Origin of the sequence: Streptomyces sp. HUAS 15-9 (assembly GCF_025642155.1) — a bacterium.
Lineage (GTDB): Bacteria > Actinomycetota > Actinomycetes > Streptomycetales > Streptomycetaceae > Streptomyces.
Genome location: NZ_CP106798.1, coordinates 2,218,502 through 2,234,529 on the forward strand (window position 1 = coordinate 2,218,502; position 16,028 = coordinate 2,234,529).

General features: G+C 71.5%; 17 protein-coding genes and 3 pseudogenes. 7 read left to right on the top strand and 13 right to left on the bottom strand.

Features of this window, described 5'->3' with window-relative positions; translation table 11 throughout:
• Positions 1-17 precede the first annotated feature (17 nt).
• The 6 genes and pseudogenes from N8I87_RS10160 to N8I87_RS10185 form a co-directional block, all read right to left on the bottom strand.
• Positions 18-1,370 carry an amidohydrolase gene (locus N8I87_RS10160; protein WP_263207538.1) on the bottom strand — a complete coding sequence of 451 codons (1,353 nt, stop codon included), beginning with the start codon at positions 1,368-1,370 and terminating at the stop codon, positions 18-20.
• 102 nt (positions 1,371-1,472) lie between these two features.
• Positions 1,473-3,343, bottom strand: a pseudogene (locus N8I87_RS10165) (FUSC family protein).
• A gap of 578 nt (positions 3,344-3,921) precedes the next feature.
• Entirely contained in the window at positions 3,922-4,653 is a 732-nt protein-coding gene (locus N8I87_RS10170; RefSeq protein ID WP_263207540.1) for a DUF7873 family protein, read from the bottom strand.
• 133 nt (positions 4,654-4,786) lie between these two features.
• Entirely contained in the window at positions 4,787-4,969 is a 183-nt protein-coding gene (locus N8I87_RS10175) for a DUF397 domain-containing protein (protein WP_263207542.1), read from the bottom strand.
• Between the two features lie 74 nt (positions 4,970-5,043).
• Positions 5,044-5,226, bottom strand: coding sequence for a DUF397 domain-containing protein (locus N8I87_RS10180; protein WP_263207544.1), 183 nt, complete (start codon positions 5,224-5,226; stop codon positions 5,044-5,046).
• Positions 5,223-5,342 (bottom strand): annotated as a pseudogene (locus N8I87_RS10185) (transcriptional regulator); the annotation flags it as partial. The pseudogene N8I87_RS10185 and the gene N8I87_RS10180, both read right to left, overlap by 4 nt.
• Between N8I87_RS10185 and N8I87_RS10190 the strand changes: the two are divergent.
• Both N8I87_RS10190 and N8I87_RS10195 read left to right on the top strand, forming a co-directional pair.
• Positions 5,334-5,519, top strand: a pseudogene (locus N8I87_RS10190) (ATP-binding protein); the annotation flags it as partial. The pseudogenes N8I87_RS10185 and N8I87_RS10190 sit on opposite strands and share 9 nt — an antisense overlap.
• A gap of 90 nt (positions 5,520-5,609) precedes the next feature.
• Positions 5,610-6,563, top strand: a complete 954-nt coding sequence (locus tag N8I87_RS10195; RefSeq protein ID WP_263207546.1) for an expansin EXLX1 family cellulose-binding protein — start codon at positions 5,610-5,612, stop codon at positions 6,561-6,563.
• Positions 6,564-6,589: 26 nt separating this feature from the next.
• Here the strand turns inward: N8I87_RS10195 and N8I87_RS10200 are convergent, their stop codons facing one another.
• The gene (locus N8I87_RS10200) at positions 6,590-8,182 is read right to left on the bottom strand and encodes an NnrS multi-domain protein (RefSeq protein ID WP_263207547.1); all 1,593 of its coding nucleotides are present in this window, start codon (positions 8,180-8,182) and stop codon (positions 6,590-6,592) included.
• A gap of 187 nt (positions 8,183-8,369) precedes the next feature.
• Here N8I87_RS10200 and N8I87_RS10205 point away from each other — a divergent pair, with 187 nt between their 5' ends.
• From N8I87_RS10205 to N8I87_RS10215, 3 genes are read left to right on the top strand one after another with little or no spacing between them, the layout of a single operon-like run.
• Entirely contained in the window at positions 8,370-8,783 is a 414-nt protein-coding gene (locus tag N8I87_RS10205) for a RidA family protein (protein WP_263207549.1), read from the top strand.
• Entirely contained in the window at positions 8,780-9,238 is a 459-nt protein-coding gene (locus N8I87_RS10210) for a GNAT family N-acetyltransferase (protein WP_263207551.1), read from the top strand. Before N8I87_RS10205 ends, N8I87_RS10210 begins: the two co-directional genes overlap by 4 nt.
• A 44-nt stretch (positions 9,239-9,282) precedes the next feature.
• Entirely contained in the window at positions 9,283-10,779 is a 1,497-nt protein-coding gene (locus N8I87_RS10215) for a LamG domain-containing protein (protein WP_263207553.1), read from the top strand.
• Between the two features lie 34 nt (positions 10,780-10,813).
• On the opposite strand, the gene N8I87_RS10220 is transcribed toward N8I87_RS10215, so the two are convergent.
• On the bottom strand, positions 10,814-11,548 hold the full coding sequence (locus tag N8I87_RS10220; RefSeq protein WP_263207555.1) for a uracil-DNA glycosylase: 735 nt from the start codon (positions 11,546-11,548) through the stop codon (positions 10,814-10,816).
• 91 nt (positions 11,549-11,639) lie between these two features.
• Between N8I87_RS10220 and N8I87_RS10225 the strand changes: the two genes are divergently transcribed.
• Complete coding sequence (locus N8I87_RS10225; protein ID WP_263207557.1) at positions 11,640-12,275, top strand: RNA-binding S4 domain-containing protein; 636 nt, start codon at positions 11,640-11,642, stop codon at positions 12,273-12,275.
• Positions 12,276-12,356: 81 nt separating this feature from the next.
• Here N8I87_RS10225 and N8I87_RS10230 read toward each other — a convergent pair whose 3' ends face one another.
• The 3 genes from N8I87_RS10230 to N8I87_RS10240 all read right to left on the bottom strand — a co-directional run bounded on the left by N8I87_RS10230 (position 12,357) and on the right by N8I87_RS10240 (position 14,576).
• Positions 12,357-12,788 carry a DoxX family protein gene (locus N8I87_RS10230; RefSeq protein ID WP_263207559.1) on the bottom strand — a complete coding sequence of 144 codons (432 nt, stop codon included), beginning with the start codon at positions 12,786-12,788 and terminating at the stop codon, positions 12,357-12,359.
• A gap of 115 nt (positions 12,789-12,903) precedes the next feature.
• Positions 12,904-13,596, bottom strand: a complete 693-nt coding sequence (locus tag N8I87_RS10235) for a class I SAM-dependent methyltransferase (RefSeq protein WP_263207560.1) — start codon at positions 13,594-13,596, stop codon at positions 12,904-12,906.
• A 68-nt stretch (positions 13,597-13,664) separates the two neighbouring features.
• Positions 13,665-14,576, bottom strand: coding sequence for an acyltransferase domain-containing protein (locus N8I87_RS10240; protein ID WP_263207562.1), 912 nt, complete (start codon positions 14,574-14,576; stop codon positions 13,665-13,667).
• Between the two features lie 66 nt (positions 14,577-14,642).
• Between N8I87_RS10240 and N8I87_RS10245 the strand changes: the two genes are divergently transcribed.
• Entirely contained in the window at positions 14,643-14,939 is a 297-nt protein-coding gene (locus N8I87_RS10245) for a DUF6343 family protein (protein WP_263207564.1), read from the top strand.
• 46 nt (positions 14,940-14,985) lie between these two features.
• On the opposite strand, the gene N8I87_RS10250 is transcribed toward N8I87_RS10245, so the two are convergent.
• Together N8I87_RS10250 and coaE are read right to left on the bottom strand one after the other, a co-directional pair.
• Entirely contained in the window at positions 14,986-15,366 is a 381-nt protein-coding gene (locus N8I87_RS10250) for a tetratricopeptide repeat protein (protein ID WP_263207566.1), read from the bottom strand.
• Positions 15,367-15,416: 50 nt separating this feature from the next.
• The gene (gene coaE, locus N8I87_RS10255) at positions 15,417-16,016 is read right to left on the bottom strand and encodes a dephospho-CoA kinase (RefSeq protein ID WP_263207567.1); all 600 of its coding nucleotides are present in this window, start codon (positions 16,014-16,016) and stop codon (positions 15,417-15,419) included.
• Positions 16,017-16,028 lie beyond the last annotated feature (12 nt).

The window sequence follows — 16,028 nt, forward strand, 5'->3', positions numbered from 1 at the left end:
CCCACCCTAGGGAACCGTCAGGTTTTGTATTCCTGGACGCGCTTCCCGTGGCTCCGGTCGACGAGCGTCGGCAGCCGTCCCGTCAACTCCTGCACCACGGCGGGCACATCGATGGTCAGCAGCTCGCGGTCGCGCATCAGGATGCGGCCGTCGACGACGGTGGTGCGGACGTCGGAGGACCGTGCGCTGTGTACGAGGGTGGCGGCGAGGTCGTGGACGGGCTGGGTGTGCGGTCCGGTGAGGTCGACGAGGACGATGTCGGCCCGGTGGCCGGGCGCGAGGGCGCCGACGCGGCCGCCCAGGCCGACCGCCTGTGCGCTCTGGAGGGTTGCGTGGTGCAGGGCTTGCCGGGACGTCAGCCGGCGCGGGTCGCCCTCGGCGGACTTCTGCACCAGGGCCGTCAGGGTCATCGACTCCCACACGTCGAGGGAGTTGTTTGAGGCGGCGCCGTCCGTGGCGAGTCCGACGGGGACGCCGACGGAACGCAGCGCCCGTACCGGTGTGGTGGTGGGCCAGCCGAACCTGAGGTAGCCGCGGGGCGCGGTGGCCACCGCCGTACGGCCCCGCGTGCGCTCCAGCAGGGGCAGGTCGCGTTCGACGATGCCGGTGCCGTGGGCGATGAGCAGGTCGGTGTCGAGGAGCCCGGTGCGGTCCAGTAGCTCGATCGGGGTCATACCGTGCCGGGCGAGGCCGGCCTCGGTCTGGTCGCGGTTCTCGGCGGCGTGGATGTGGACGGGCAGACCGTGGGCGCGGGCGAGTTCGGCGGTGGCGGCGAGGTCGTCGTCCGTGACGGTGTAGGGGGCGTGCGGGGCGAGGGCGGTGGTGATACGGCCGTCCGCGCCACCCCGGTGCCGCAGCGCGAACTCCAGCGACTTCTCCCGGCCTTCGGCCCCTTGCGAGGAGAAGTAGGCCTCCCCCAGATGGGCCCTGATCCCGCACTCTGCGACGACGGCGGCGACCGCGTCCATAGCGAAGTAGTGGTCGGCGAAGCAGGTGACGCCGCCGCGGATCATCTCGGCGCAGGCCAGCCGCGCGCCCAGCTCCACATCCCTCTCGGTCAGGTTGGACTCGACGGGCCACACGACGTCGTTGAACCACTCCTCGGTCGGCAGATCCTCGGCCAGACCGCGCAGGGCCACCATCGGCGCGTGCGTGTGACAGTTGATCAGACCGGGCATCGCGACCTGCCCGCGGGCGTCCACGCGCTCGGCGGCGGGCAGGTCGCGTACGGCCGCGGAGCCGGTCACCGTGTCGATGACCCGGTCCCGTACGACGATCGCGGCGTCCTCCCGGAACCTGATCCGTTCTTGATCGTCGTGCACCAGGGCGGTGCATCCAGTGATGATGAGGTCGGCGGGCGCGGGACTCATTGCGCCAACGTACGGCAGGGTCATCGGGTCGTGTGAGCCGAAGCGCGGATCCGCAGCTGACGTCGGTGGGCCGCTGAACCGGTCACACAGGGCTGGAGCCGGTCACACGGCGACGGGCGTCCAGGTCCGCGGCGCCGCCGCCGGGAGCCCCAGCCGCCGCCACCCCCGCTCCAGCTCGGCCAGCAGCTCGTCGAGGTGCTCGGTGTGGTGTGGTGTGAGCCGACCCGTGTCGTCGAGGTGCACGGCGCACGCCGTGGTCGTGTCGACCAGCCGTTCGAGGACGGCCGCGACGGCGTCCGTGCCCTCGGTGTGCCGGGCGAGGGCGGGCAGCTCGGCGGCGGCGAGGGCGATGGCCGTACGGGCCTCGGACAGGGTGCGGTAGGCCTCCCGCCGCAGGGCCCATCGCTCCGTCCGGTCGTCCGACTCGCTCAGGACGTGGTCGAGGTAGTCCCGCGCAGCACTCCCGGCGGCCACGAGCCGCGCGCGCACGCCGCCGCCCCGCTCCCCCGGCATCGGCAGATGCCCGACGATCAGCACGATCGCGCAGGCCAGCAGCGTCTCGCCGATCCGGCCGGCAGAGGCCTGCGGCTCTCCGCCGACCATGACCAGTGCGAGGACGAACACGGTGACGACGGCGGTCAGGGCGGCGAAGTGCCGGGTGGCGACGGGGAGGAGCGCACCGCTGACGGCCACCAGCACGACCAGCCCCTCGGGCCGGGGCAGCACGGCGGCGAAGCCCGCGAAGACGAGGGCGCCGAGCACGGTCCCCGCCGCCCGGCACAGCACCCGGGACACCAGCGGTCCGAGATCAGGCTTGACGAGGAAGACGGCGGTGACGGGGAGCCAGTACCAGTGCGGGTGCTGCCCGTACCAGCGGGCGTCGTGCAGGGCCTGCGCGATGGCCACGGCGGCGCCGAAGCAGAGGGCGACGCGCAGGCCGTACTCGCGTCCGCCGGTGCCGAGCGCGGCCCGCACGAGGTCCCGCGTTCGGCGACGGCGGGTGAGCACCCGGTGCTCCGCGCCCTCGGCCCGGTCGAAGGCCTCGGCGGCGCGCAGCAGGGCGTCGTCCAGGGCGCGCAGGGCAGGGGCGGACCGACCGGGCGCGGGCAGCGGCCCGCTGCCACGGTTGCCCCGCACGGCGGCGGCGAGGCGCCGGGGTCCTTCCGCGGCCCGTTCACCGACGGCCTCCCCGCCCAGGTCAGGGCGGTCGCGGCCTCGGCCAGGGGGAGCGCGGCGGCGTACTGCGCGTGCAGCCGGCGTTCGGCCACGGAGCCGGCGTACCGCCGCAGCCGGGGCCCGGCGAGCGCGTCCTGCGCATGGTCCAGTGCGCCGGTGAGCGCGGCCCGCCGGGCGAGAGCCTCCTCGGTCCCCACGGCATCCAGCAGCTCGGCGACGGCGTCGTACACCCCGGCGACGGCGTCCCGCTCCCCGTCGAACCGGTAGTCACCCGCGATCGCACCGGGCGTGGGCAGGGCCAGCCGCAGCACGAGCAGCCAGCCGGCCCCCGCGAGGAAGGCGAGGGCCCGCTGCCACCCCGGCTCGGGCAGCGGCATACCGGCTCCGATGGCGGAGGCGACGAGCAGCTGCGTACCGGCACCGGAGGCGACGGGCCCGACGGCGCTCATGCCTCCGGCGAGGAATCCGAGCCCGGTGAGGACAAGGGTCAGCGGCAGGGCTCCGACGTGCTGTCCGGCGTACGTCCCGACGAGCAGCCCCGCTGCCCCGGCCAGCGCGGGCACCCCGAGCAACCTGACAGCCGCCCGCCGGCTGCCGGGCCGGTCGTTGACCCCGGCGAGCAGGGCGGCGACAGCGGCGACGACGCCGAGGGAGATGCGGTCGGTGAGGACGGCGGCGAGCAGCAGCGGCCCGGCGGCCAGCGCACCCCGGGTGACCGCGCTCCAGGGGACGGGCCCGCGCTGGGCGCGGAGGGCATGGGCCAGCCAGGGCGGCAGTGCGGGAACGGGGCGGGACACGGGGCTCCTGTCCGGACGAGGGCGGGGTGTGCCTTCGGGCGACGGTGGCCGAGTGGTGGGCTGTGGTGTCCAGGGTAGATCGTGTTCCCGGAGCAAATGGGACGATCAGGTTGCCGGGGCGTGACGGATGGCCGGTGAGTCGAGTTCTTTATGAACGCAATGTCGTATCCGAGCGGGTCAGAGTTAGGTGGACCCGGGGGCGTAGCCTGCCCCCGGGCCCGGAGAAGCCGCCCATCGTCGCACGCCGGCACGCTTGAGAACCCGGGTCAGTCGTGATGTCGCCGCGTCCTACCTTTGGACCACCGCGCATCGAGCTGCGCGGGCAGGACTTGAACCTGCATCTCGACGTGCTGGGGCCCGAGCCCGTTCGATCCGGCGATCGGCGGCGAATGCTGAGTCTGGAGCGAGAGTCTGAGATTCAACGCGGTCTGCCTCTGCCGTTTGGGCTACCGCGGCACGGGATGAATGCCGCGGGGAGGACTCGAACCTCCACTGGAACCGCTTCGTCACGACAAGCCTCAGCTTCAGCTTGCGCTCCTCGCGCACCCCGGTCTCGAGGGACCGGGGATTCTCGAAGGCTACCCGAACAGGTAGCCGAACACGGCGTCACCCACCCGCTGGTCGACGACGTCGGTGCCGTTCGCCTCTTCCCGGGCGAACTTCACGGCCTGCTGCAACTTCTCGACACGGTCGAGGAGTTCGTTGACGCGCCGGGCGGGAAGGGCGCCGGAGAACTTCACGGTGGTCCAGTACCCGACGGGAATGTCCTCGTAGTACACCTCGACCTGAGCCGGGTGCTTCTCGGTGGCCTCGGCCTTGACGTGGTTCCTGGGCACCTTCTTGGTGCGCAGCGTCCGCACGGGCTCCGTCTTCCACGCGTCGGTGGACGGGTCCTGCGCCCAGGACTCGGAGGCGTCGAGGACGGGCAGCTTCCGTACGAAGGTGTTGAGGTCGACGAGCTGCTTCTCCAGGAACAGCAGGTAGGCCACGGGCACGTCGGCGACGAGCACCCGCCCGTCCACCTTCACATCGGCCCGCGCGGTGCAGTTGGCCCAGTCCTTGGTGGCGGTCACGTCGAAGAGCCGGGTCAGCGTCGCCGCGGTCTCGCGCAGCACGTCCTCGGCCTTGACCTGCACCCGCGTGGACTCGGGCGGCAACTGCTCGCCCTCCTCGTCCTTGGGCTGGTAGGTCCGCGAGATACCGGCCAGCAACGCGGGCTTCTGCAGGCCGTGGTGCGCGGACGTCAGGTCCTGGTGCGCCTTGGACTTGATGCCCTTCTCCACTGCGATGATCTGATTGAGTTTCGCCACGTCGGAGACGGTAGCAGCGGCAGCTGCCCGACTTCGAAGGATTATTCGGCGGCGGATCGCTTCGGCCGCTGGCCCCGCTGAGACACGCACGGAGCCCCCGGCAAGCGCACGCCTGCCGGGGGCTCCGCCGGTGTCACAGTTCCACGGACTCGATAAACGCCCTCCAGGCAGCGGACTCCACGGTCAGCACAGGCCGACTCGTGTCCTTGGAATCACGGACGTACACCGCGCCCGAGGCGGCCGCGACTTCGACGCACTCACCGCCTTCGCCGCTGCTATAGCTGCTCTTGAACCAAGTCAGCCCGTCCCCACTCATCTCTCTCCCCACAACTCCTCGATCAGCGCGAGCGAATCTGCCGGAGTCAGAGCCTGCCGGGGGCTCCACCGTTGTCACAGCTCCACGGACTCGATAAACGCCCTCCAGGCAGCGGACTCCACGCTCAGCGCAGCCCGGTTCGTGTCCTTCGAGTCACGGACGTGAACCTTGTCAGGGCGAACGGCGACCTCGACGCACTCGCCTCCGCTACCCGTGCTGTAAGTGCTCTTGAACCAAGCAAACTCAGGTGCGTTCATCTCTCTCCCAGCAACTTCTCGATGAGGGCCAGCGACTCCCGCGGAGTGAGCGCCTGGGCCCGGAGGATGCCGTACTGCTCCTCAATCTCCCGCACCTGGCGCCGCTCCGTATCGAGGTGACCGACACCCGTACCGAGAAACTGCCCTCGTCCATTCCTCCGTCCCCCGACTCGGAATCCGGCCGCGGACTCCTGCTCGTGGCCGCCCTCGCGGACGACTGGGGCGTAACGCCCCGCATGTCCGCGCCGGGCAAGACAGTATGGGCGGAGCTCCTCCCACCGCACCGCCACTGAAACCCCGGCAACCTCTCCGGCCCCTGTGACCACTGGTGAGTCGGAAGCGTGTGTTCTCCAGAACCGCGTACGGACTCGAAGGACTCATCCGTGGCATCCTCTCCCCACCGCCGCCCCGCTCCCCGGCGACGCATGGCCCTCATCTCCGTCGTCGCCGTGGCGGCCGTGGGGCTCCTCATATCGCTGGTGCTGGCCTTCCGCCCCGACGGCGATTCCCACACCGTGGGATCCGCGGGCACGCCCGCCACGAGCACCGGACCGACGAGCACCGCGCCCACGGCACCGACGCCGAAGCCGTCCACGGCATCCCCGTCGCCGACGCCCACCAAGGCGACCCGGAAGCCCACGAGGACACCCACCGCATCGGCGCGAACGACGCCCGCCCGCGCCCCCGTGACGAACGCGCGGCCGGCCTCCGGCGCGGCACCGCTGGCGGGACGGATCAAGCCCGGGGTCACCTACAGCGGACTCGCCACCCACTACGACGCGGGAGACGGGAACGGCGCCTGCCTGTACGGCCCGAGCCGCGACCTGATGATCGCGGCGATGAACCACACCGACTACGAGACGTCCAAGGCGTGCGGGGCATACGTACAGGTGCGCGGGGCGGGCGGTGCCTCCGTCACGGTGCGGGTCACCAACGAGTGCCCCGAATGCGCACCCGGGCAACTGGACCTCAGCGAGCAGGCATTCGCAAAACTGGCGGCCCTCTCGGCCGGCCGGATCCCGGTCACCTGGAGGTTGCTGAGCCCCGCCACGTCCGACACGGTCTCGATCCGCTACAAGACCGGTTCCAGTCGCCACTGGTGCGGCATCCAGGTGCTCGGCCACCGCAACCCGCTGGCCCGGCTGGCGGTCGGCACCGGCAGCGGCCTGCGTCCGCTGACCCGTACCGGCTACAACTATTTCCTCTCCGAGGACGGCACCGGCTGCGGCGGCTCTCTCCGACTCACCGACATCTACGGGGAGCAGCTGACCGTCAGCGGCGTCGCCATCCGTCCGGACGCCGTCCAGGCGACCCGTGTCCAGTTCGCTCAGCACTGACACGAACCGCGTGCGCGGAACGCGGTCTACGGCCGCTCCCACTCCCGGGCAGGGAAGTCGCACGGCTTGCGCGGATCCTTCGCGGGAAGCAGCCGCAGTTGCGCGGTGGGCACCTTGAACGGCTCCGCGGCGTCCGCACCCCACAGCACGACGTCGTCCCCGGAGGTCCCGAACGAGAGGTAGGGGCGTCCTGGATGGAGCTCCGCTCCCTGTACGTTCAGCTGTTTCCTGGCCACGGTCGGCTGCACGCATATCCATTCGGGCCGTACACCGAAGTAGGGCGGTGCCACCCGGTGCGCCTTGGCGGCCGCCTTCACCGCGTCGGCGGCCTGAAGTGAGGAACCGACGGCCAGAAACGCGACAATGCTGACAACGAAGATCTGTACCACGGCGTACAAAGGAGGGTTCAGATACTCGGCCGGGCGAAGGAAGGCCGCGTGCACATGCTTCGCGATGCCCCAGCCAGCCGGCACCACCAGGGCCAGGCTCAGGAAACTCAGCAGTTTGCCCGCTGCCGCCACCTGCCAGATCCCCGGCACGTGAAGGTCCTCCGGATCGAGTCCCAACGCGTACGCGTACAGGGCGTGCAGCACCGAACCGGAGGCCACCGCGAAGGACACGAGCGCCGCGAACACCAGCGGAGCCGCCCAGGCCAGCCACTCCCCCCAGCTCCACTGCCGCACGAGCAGCCAGACACCGACCGCCGTGACCAGCGAGATGTCGAAGACAAGCATCTGGAGCGGTGTCAGAGGATCGGCCCACGGAGGGAACCAGCCGAGAACCCAGGCCAGCAGCAGAGCCGCTACGGCAAGGAGGCGTAGGGCGTTCCGCATCCGCCCGCCGGAAAGGTGGAACTGGACCGCCGCGCGCACACCGACGACTAAGCAGCCGACTGCCAGCGTTCCCCAGATCCACGCGCGAGCACCGATGGCGCGGTGCGCAAACACCACGCAGAAGGCCATCGCCATCAACCAGACCAGCTGCTTGGTCATCCAACGGTCCTCGGCCCGCTCACGTCTGCGGACAATACGGTCGTGGCCCGGCCCGTGCACCACACGTACATCGACATCCGTCCGGGGAGCGGCTCCCGTCGGCATGCCCATCCGGGCAAGCCGTCTCGCCTCCGAGGCCGTGCCGCTCACGAAGGTTCCGGTGTCGTGGCGGCCCCGGCGTTCGGTGAAACGCGTCCGCAGGACGGCCCAACGGCGGCGCAGATCCGCGAGGCGATGCCGGGGTCCCGGCGGCGGGCGCAGGGGCAGACGGTGCGTCGTGGAATGGACCCGCCACTCGGTGAACTGTTCCCGGTCCGTGTCCAGCAGGTCGCAACGCCTGACGTACATCTCGATCCGGGCGGCCTTCGCCAGCCGCTCCACCCGCCAGGCCGCGGCCCGCTCGGTCCTGCTGTTGCGCGCGCCGAACAGGCGCACTTCCACGCAGTACAGCCGCGTGTCCGGGTCCCGGGTGAGCACTCCCGCCGATATGTCCTCACCGCGTGCGAAGGAGGTGACGACCGGCCAACCGCGCTGGGCGAACTCGTTCTCGGCCGTCTCCCAGTCCCGTCGCCCCCCGCGCACCTCGACGAGTGCCAGTGCCCGCTGGTCGTACCGAACACGCACCACGTGCCTCCCCCATACGCGTGTGCCGAACGTGGCGAGATGATCCCACGGCGACCGAGCTCCCCGATACGGTCGACCGGGTAGGCGGCCCGCTGCTCAACGGGCAGGCGGAGAACGGAAATTCGGATGCGGTCACCAGCCGGGCTGCGGATGATCGGTAGGTTGTCCTTCGTCCACGCCAGGAGCCCGCATGATCCGGCGCGTCACCGCATCCGGTCTGTTTCCGCCGCCCACCTACTCGCATGCGTCCATAGTCGAGGCCGGTACGAAGCTCGCGTTCCTCGCCGGGGCCGTGCCCCTCGACGCGCGGGGAGAAGTGGTCGGTGCGGGGGATCCCGTGCGGCAGGCCGAGCAGGTGATCGCGAATCTGGGTGAGCAACTGAAGGCCGTGGGCAGCGACTTGGCGCATGTCGTGGCGACCGATGTGTACGTGGTGAGCGGTGACCCCTCGGTGCTCTCCGAGGTGTGGGAGGTGGTCGAGGCGTCGGGGCTGAGCGCCGGGCCGCACTCGTCGACCCTGCTCGGCGTGGCCTGCCTCGGGTACACCGGGCAGCTGGTGGAGATCACGGCCACCGCCGTCGTCCCCGAGGAGGCGCGCCCGTGAGCGGCGAAACCACGGTCGTTCTGCGCCGGGCGGCCGAGGCCGATGCCCTCGCCGCCGCCGACGTCTGGCTGCGCTCCTTCGCGGCCGCGCTGCCGACGGTCGGACGGCCGCGCACCGACGACGAGGTCCGTGCCTACTTCCGGGACGTGGTCGTGCCGTCGCGGGAGACCTGGGTGGCCGACGCGGGCGGCACGGTCGTGGGCGTGATGGTGCTCGACGAGGGCCTGCTGTCCCAGCTGTACCTCGATCCGGGCTGGCGCGGGCGCGGCCTCGGCGACCGGTTCATGGCCGTCGCCAAGGACCGCCGTCCGCGGGGCCTCACGCTGTGGACCTTCCAGGTCAACAAGGCCGCCCATCGCTTCTACGAAAGGCACGGCTTCGTCGCCGCCGAGTTCGCGGACGGCAGCGACAACGAGGAGCGGGAGCCGGACGTCCGGTACGTATGGCGGCCCTGAGGGCAGACGAGGGGGAAGGCCATGGGGGAGATGACGGAGAGATGATGGGGGAGACAGTGATCAGCAGACGCGGGCTGTTGGGCGGAGCGGCGATGGTGGGTGCCGGTGCGATGACGGGGGTGGTGGCCGGTGCGGGCGCCGCCGCGGCCGACGTGCCCTTGGACACGCCGTTCACCCCCGTCGCGACGCCGCATCTGGCAGAGGCCGAGCGGATGGTCCAGTACCAGCGGCTGCTGGCGGCCGGGTATCTGACGGAGGGCCTCGCCGGGCACTGGCCGCTGGACGGTTCCGCGGGCGACCGCAGCGGACGGGAACACCCCGTCACGCTCGGCTCGGGCGCGACCTGGACGACACTGCGGTCCGGCGGCGAGCTGAGCCTGGACGGCACCTCCGGGGCGTACGCGGCCACCGGCTCCGTCCTCGACACCACGGCCCCGTTCACGGTCTCGGCGTGGGTACGCCTGTCCGACGACCCCGCCGGTCCGGCGGATCTGACCAGCATGTACACCGCCGTCAGCCAGGACGGCGGCTCCGCCAGCCGCTTCCTGCTCCAGTACGACGACACGGCCCGGACATGGGCGTTCAAGGTGCGCAGCGAGGACCAGAGCACCAAGGTGTCCGCCGTCTCCACCACCCCGGTCACCAAGACCGGCGTCTGGACGCATCTGACCGGCGTCTGGGACGGCACGCGCATCCATCTGTATGTGAACGGCACGCTGGAGGCCGGCGCCGACACCACGCTCGCGTGGGCCGCGACGCAGGGCTTCAACATCGGGCGGGCCCGCTGGGACGGCGCCTACGCGAACCGGTTCAAGGGTGCGGTGGACGACGTACGGGCGTACTCCCGCGCGCTCACCGCCGCTGAGATCGCCCTGGTCAGCGGCCGTACGGCCCGGGAGAACAATGTCTACCTGGTCGGCTCCCCCGCGACCGTCGCCTGGGGCCGCCCCGACGACCTCGCGAGCTGGGTGGCTCGCGCCCGCTGCTCGTCGTTCATGACGGCCGTCCTCAAGCACACCTACGGCTGGGCGAACGACGCCTACTACCTGCAGTACTTCCAGGAGAAGGTCCCGGAGGCCGCCGACTACTGCACGGCGTTCACCAACGGCACGGCGGGCCCTCGCTTCCAGCGCATCCGCAAGGTCACCGATCTGCGGCCGGGCGACCTGATCGCGATCGACTACAAGCCGGGGCCCGACGCCGACCCCGCGACCGTCAACACCGGGCACATCGTGATGGTCCGCGAGGTCAAGGGCGTCTACACCGGCAACTCGACCGTCGACAACGAGACGCAGTACGCCGTCGAGATCCTCGACTGCACGTCGGATCCGCACGGGGTGTACGGCAAGGCCAGTTACGCCCTCTACCCCGACACCCGGATGGTCGACGACGTGAACAACCTCCAGGGCGTCGGCATCGGTCACTTGATGGTCTACGCCGACAACGCCTCCGGCGAGTTCGCCCGTTACCGGTGGAGCGTCAACAGCGGCACGTCGTACACCCCCGACAAGCGCCCGCTCGCGGCGGCCCGCATCGTCTAAGAAGTCCGGGGGAGTCCGAAGGGAGTCCGTGGGCTCACCTCGTCTTCCAGGCCACCCGGTCACCGAGCCCCGCCGCGTCCGCCGCCGTGCGCAGCACCTCCCGCAGCATCTCCGGCGTGAGCCGGCCGGTGAAGGTGTTGCGCTGGCTGACGTGGAAGCAGCCGAAGAGATCCAGCCCTTCCGGCCCGTCCGGTCGGTCGAGCCTCACGCGGGTGCCGTGGGCGAAGGCGGGCCGCGGGCGAGGCACGGTCCAGCCCGCCTCGGCGAACGCGGGCAGCGCGGCCTGCCAGCCGAAGGCACCGAGCACGACGACGGCCCTGAGCGTCGGCCGCAGCAGGCCCAGCTCCCGCACCAGCCAGTGCCGGCAGGTGTCGCGCTCCTCGGGCGTCGGCTTGTTGGCGGGCGGAGCACAGTGCACGGGCGCGGTGACGCGTACGCCGTACAGCTCCAGGCCGTCGTCGACGCTGACGGACGTGGGCTGCGAGGCCAGTCCGACGTCGTACATCGCCCGGTACAGCACATCCCCCGAGCGGTCACCGGTGAACATCCGGCCGGTGCGGTTGCCGCCGTGCGCCGCCGGGGCGAGCCCGATGATCAGCAGCCGGGCATCGGGCGGGCCGAAGCCGGGCACCGGGCGGCCCCAGTAGGTCCAGTCGGCGAAGGCGGCACGCTTGGTCCGCGCCACCTCCTCGCGCCAGGCGACCAGCCGTGGGCAGGCCCGGCAGTCGGCAAGGTGCCGGTCGAGGTCGGGCAGGCCGCGGATGTCCATGCCACAACCGTATGCCCGGGTGGAGGGGGCTCCGCCTCCGCCCGGAAAAACGCGTCCGGCCGACGCGGCTCGTGGAGCTAAGGTCGAGGACATGGCTTTGCAGGATGCGGATGAGAGCAAGGGCCGCGGGACCGGTGGGACCGGGACACGGAGGGCGGGCCGCACGCCCGACGAGGCCACAACCGAGACCACCGGAACCGGCGAGGCCGCCGGAGATTCCGGTGCCGCCGACGCGCCTGCCGTCGATCCGAAGATCGCCGCCGCGGTGGCCGCCGCCGAGGCCGCCGGGCCGGCCGACGGCGGGACCGTCCGCATCGACAGCTGGATCTGGGCCGTGCGTCTGGTCAAGACCCGCTCTCAGGGAGCGACCGCCTGCCGGGGCGGACACGTCCATGTGAACGGCGAGCGCGTCAAGCCCGCCTACTCCGTGCGCATCGGCGACGAGGTGCGCCTGCGGCACGAGGGCCGGGAGCGGGTCGTCGTCGTCAAACGCCTGATCCGCAAGCGGGTCGGCGCCCCCGTGGCGGCCCAGTGCTACATCGACAACTCCCCGCCGCCCCCGCCCCGCGAGGCCACGGCCCCCATCGGCATCCGCGACCGCGGCACCGGCCGCCCCACCAAGCGGGATCGCCGCGAGCTGGAACGACTGCGGGGAGCGGGCGGCGCCGGCGGCTTCGGCACCCCCGGGGGACGGCCGAATCCCGGGGGCCGACCGAAGGAGCGGTGATTCCGCCCGCCCTGGCACGGAGGCGGTGACGCCCGCCCGGGCCCCCGAGGCCCGCGGGACGTCACCGCCTCCGTGCGCGGATCATGCCCGTCGTCGTCGGAGCAGCTGCAGCAGCTCCGCGTTGTGGCCGCGTCGGGCCCAGGCGATGAGGGTCAGGGGCACGATCAGGATGAGCGGGGTCGCCGCGTACTGACCGTCGAACACCGTGAGCTGGACGATGAACGCGCCCACCATGAGCGCGCTCAGCGCGACGGCCGCCACGGACTGCAGGACCGGGATCAACAGGGCCACCGCCCCGGCCAGTTCGAGTGCGCCGATGGTGTACATGCCCGTGCTGCCCCAGCCGATCTTGTCGAAGGACTCGACGGCCGAGGGGTGCGCGATGAGCTTGGGCAGTGCGCTCGCGACGGCGTAGAACAGGGCGAGCAGCACCTGCACCGTGCGCAGGGCGATCCGGGCTCGGTTGCCGCGAGCGGTCGGGGCGGAGGGGACGGAAGCGGTGGTCTCGGTCACGGGTTTCTCCTGGGGGAAGCGGTCCCGGTTGCTGTCACAGAGGTAGACCGGCCCGTGCCCGAGAACTCATCGCCGTCCGCGGGAAATTCGCCCGTCTTCCCGCGCTCCGACGCCCCTATGACGTCCGGACCGCCCGCACCCACACCCCGTCCGGTGTCAGATACTCGTCCACCTCCAGCCCGGCCTCCGCCAGCGCCTCCTCGAACTCCTCCTTGGTCAGGGGCCGGGCCCGGAACGTCTGCGTCCAGACCGCGTCCGGGAACACATACTCCGCGCGCACCGAGTTCACCCCGTCCCCGACCGGCTCGGACGACAGCATCCGCACGGTGAAGCCGCCGGGGTCGACCCGCTCCCGCGGGAGGTCGGTGTGGTAGTCCTCGCCCTCCCGCTGGATGAGGACACAGCCTCCCTCCGCCAGATGCCGGGCGCAGGTGCGCAGCATTCCTCGTCGCACCTCGACGTCCCCGGCGTGCACCAGGAACGACGCGAGCATCACCACGTCGAATGTCTCGCCCAGGTCGAGGTTCTCGATGGGGCCGCATATCGTGCACGCCCCGTGGACGCGCTCCAGCATCTCGGCGGACTCGTCCACCGCCGTGACCGTGAACCCTCGCTCCAGCAGGGGGTGGGTCATCCGTCCCACTCCGCTGCCCAGCTCCAGGATGCGCGCACCGGGCGGCACGGCCGCGGCGATGATGTCCGGCTCGTCCCGCACCGGCAGGCGTGAGTAGAGCTCCACCGCGCAGCCGTCCGGTGTGATCGCACCGGGTCCCGTTCCCTCGTACCCCTCACGCATTTCAACCGTCATGCCCGAACAACGGCCCGCCTCCGCAGACCCGTTCCCACCCGTCGGTAGTTCACTCGTTCGAGTGTTCCTCAGGGCAGCGGGAACCATCCGTGCCCGATGTACCAGTGGCCGCCCGCCCGCAGATGGTCCCCCACGGCCCGCTCCACGGACGTCCGGCGCGGCAGATCACGCACCGGCAGGTCCGGATCCCCGAACACGAACTGGACGGGATCGCCGTCGGCGGGCTCCGTGTCCTGTCGGCCCGCCCGGAACCGCTCCTGGAACCGGACGATGTTGGAGTCCTCGGCGAGATACCGCTTCAGCTGCGGATCAAGCAGCCAGGAGTGGCAGACCACGACCTGGTGTCTCTCCTCGGGGAAGTGCCGGGCGAAGAAGTCCCGGGCCAGCGCCACCGACCGGTCGCACGCGGCCGGTGTCAGCGGGCCGTGGAAGTCGGGGATGTGCAGGTTCAGACAGGGCACGCCGGGGGCCACGTCCGGTCCGGCGGCCGAGATCACCCGCGCCGTGCGCTCACCGAGCCGTGCGCGCTCGAACTGCAGTCGGCCCAGCTGGTACAGCTCACCGCGGAAGTGGTGGGCCAGCCAGCGGGCCTGCCGTGGGTGCAGCCCTCCGGCGCCGGTCCGTCTGCGGTGGATCGTCATGTGCCGCCCCAGGTCGGCGAAGGTGCGCCGGCGGACGTCCGCCGGGATGCCGCGCTCGCGGTGGTACGCGCGCGTGTGGGGAAGCCCGGCGAGGAAGACGTACACCACGAAGTACGGGCCAAGCCCGGCCGGAGCCGCCGCGAGCCGCTCGTCCAGCCCCGGTGCCCCGCCGGGCTCCCCCAGGTCCCGGACCAGCTCCTCGACGCACTCCTCCAGGAGCCGCAAGACGCCCGGGTCGCCGGTCACCGTGCGGCGCAGTGCGACCAATGCGTTGATGTCCTCATGGGGGACGCAGAGGTCGAGGAGCAGTTCGGGCAGGTCGTCGGCGTCCGGCAGCACGGTGCGATTCCCCCTTTGGTGAACGTCCGTCCGAAGAGTACGTTGCAAGGAGGAGTGGTGATCCCGATGCGTACGGGCAGTGAGCCGGCGACCGCGCGCAGTGCTCTGCGGGCGCGGTTGTGGCTGAGCGTGTGGGGGCTGGCCTGGGCCGTCTTCGGCACGGTGGCCTTCGTGCTAGTCGGGCGCCCCGGCTGGGCCGCCGCCTGCGGGGTGCTCTGGGTGGTGGCCACCGTCGACATGGCCATGATCCTCAAGCACATGCGGGAGGGCCCGCACTACCAGCCGGGCCGTGATGTCCCGCCGTACGAGCCGGTGGACGATCGTCCGCCGTTGCGTCGGCCTCCGCAGCACCGGCATCCGTGACGGGCGCACGCGTGGGGTCATGGCATCGCCGCACCGCCCGGCCGTGTCAGGAATCGAACCGTGCGGCCTTCAGATACTCCGGGTTGGGGTCCAGCGCGGCCGCCAGCCGGAAGTGGCGCTTGGCCTGGTCCGGGCGTCCCAGTCGCTCATAGGTGCGGGCAATCGCGAAGTGCGCGAACGCGTTGTCCGGCTCGCGCTCCAGGACGATGGTGAACTCCAGCTCGGCGGGCCTCAGTTGGGCGGCGGCGAAGAAGGCGCGGGCCCGCAGCAGCCGTGCGGCCGTGTTCTCGGGATGGGCGGCGATGACTCCGTCGAGCAGCTTCACCGCGCCCCTCGGGTCCCGTGCGTTGAGCAGTTGCTCGGCGGCACGGAAGTCGATGACATGCGTCTCCGGCGTACGTCCGGTCGAACCGCTGGTCTCGGGCACGACAAAGTCCTTCCCTTGCTGGAGGCGTTCAACGCCCGGCCGGCGGGCCGCTATTCCCGCGCGCGGCGGACCAGGTCGCTCCACACCTCGTCCACGCGCCGTTCCAGGGCTTCGAGCGGTACGTCGTTGTCGATGACGATGTCCGCGATCTCCAGGCGCTTCTCGCGCGTCGCCTGCGCCGCCATGCGCGCGCGTGCGTCCGCCTCGGTCATGCCCCGCAGCCGGACGAGCCGGTCGAGCTGGGTCTCGGGGCTCGCGTCGACGACGACCACGAGGTCGTACAGCGGCGCGAGGCCGTTCTCCGTGAGGAGCGGGACGTCGTGGATGACCACCGCGTCGCCGGCCGCGGCGCTCTCCAGCTCGCGGGAGCGGGCGCCCACCAGGGGATGCACGATCGAGTTCAGGACGGCCAGCTTCTCCGGGTCGGCGAAGACGATGGAGCCCAGCCGGGGCCGGTCCAGGCTGCCGTCCGCGGCAAGCACCTGTGTGCCGAAGGCCTCGACGACCGCCGCGAGGCCGGGGGTTTCGGGCGCGACGACCTCGCGTGCGATGCGGTCCGCGTCGATCAGTACGGCACCGTGCGCGGCGAGCAGCCGCGACACCTCGCTCTTGCCGGCGCCGATCCCACCGGTGAGGCCAACTTTCAGCATGAGCGGAAGCTT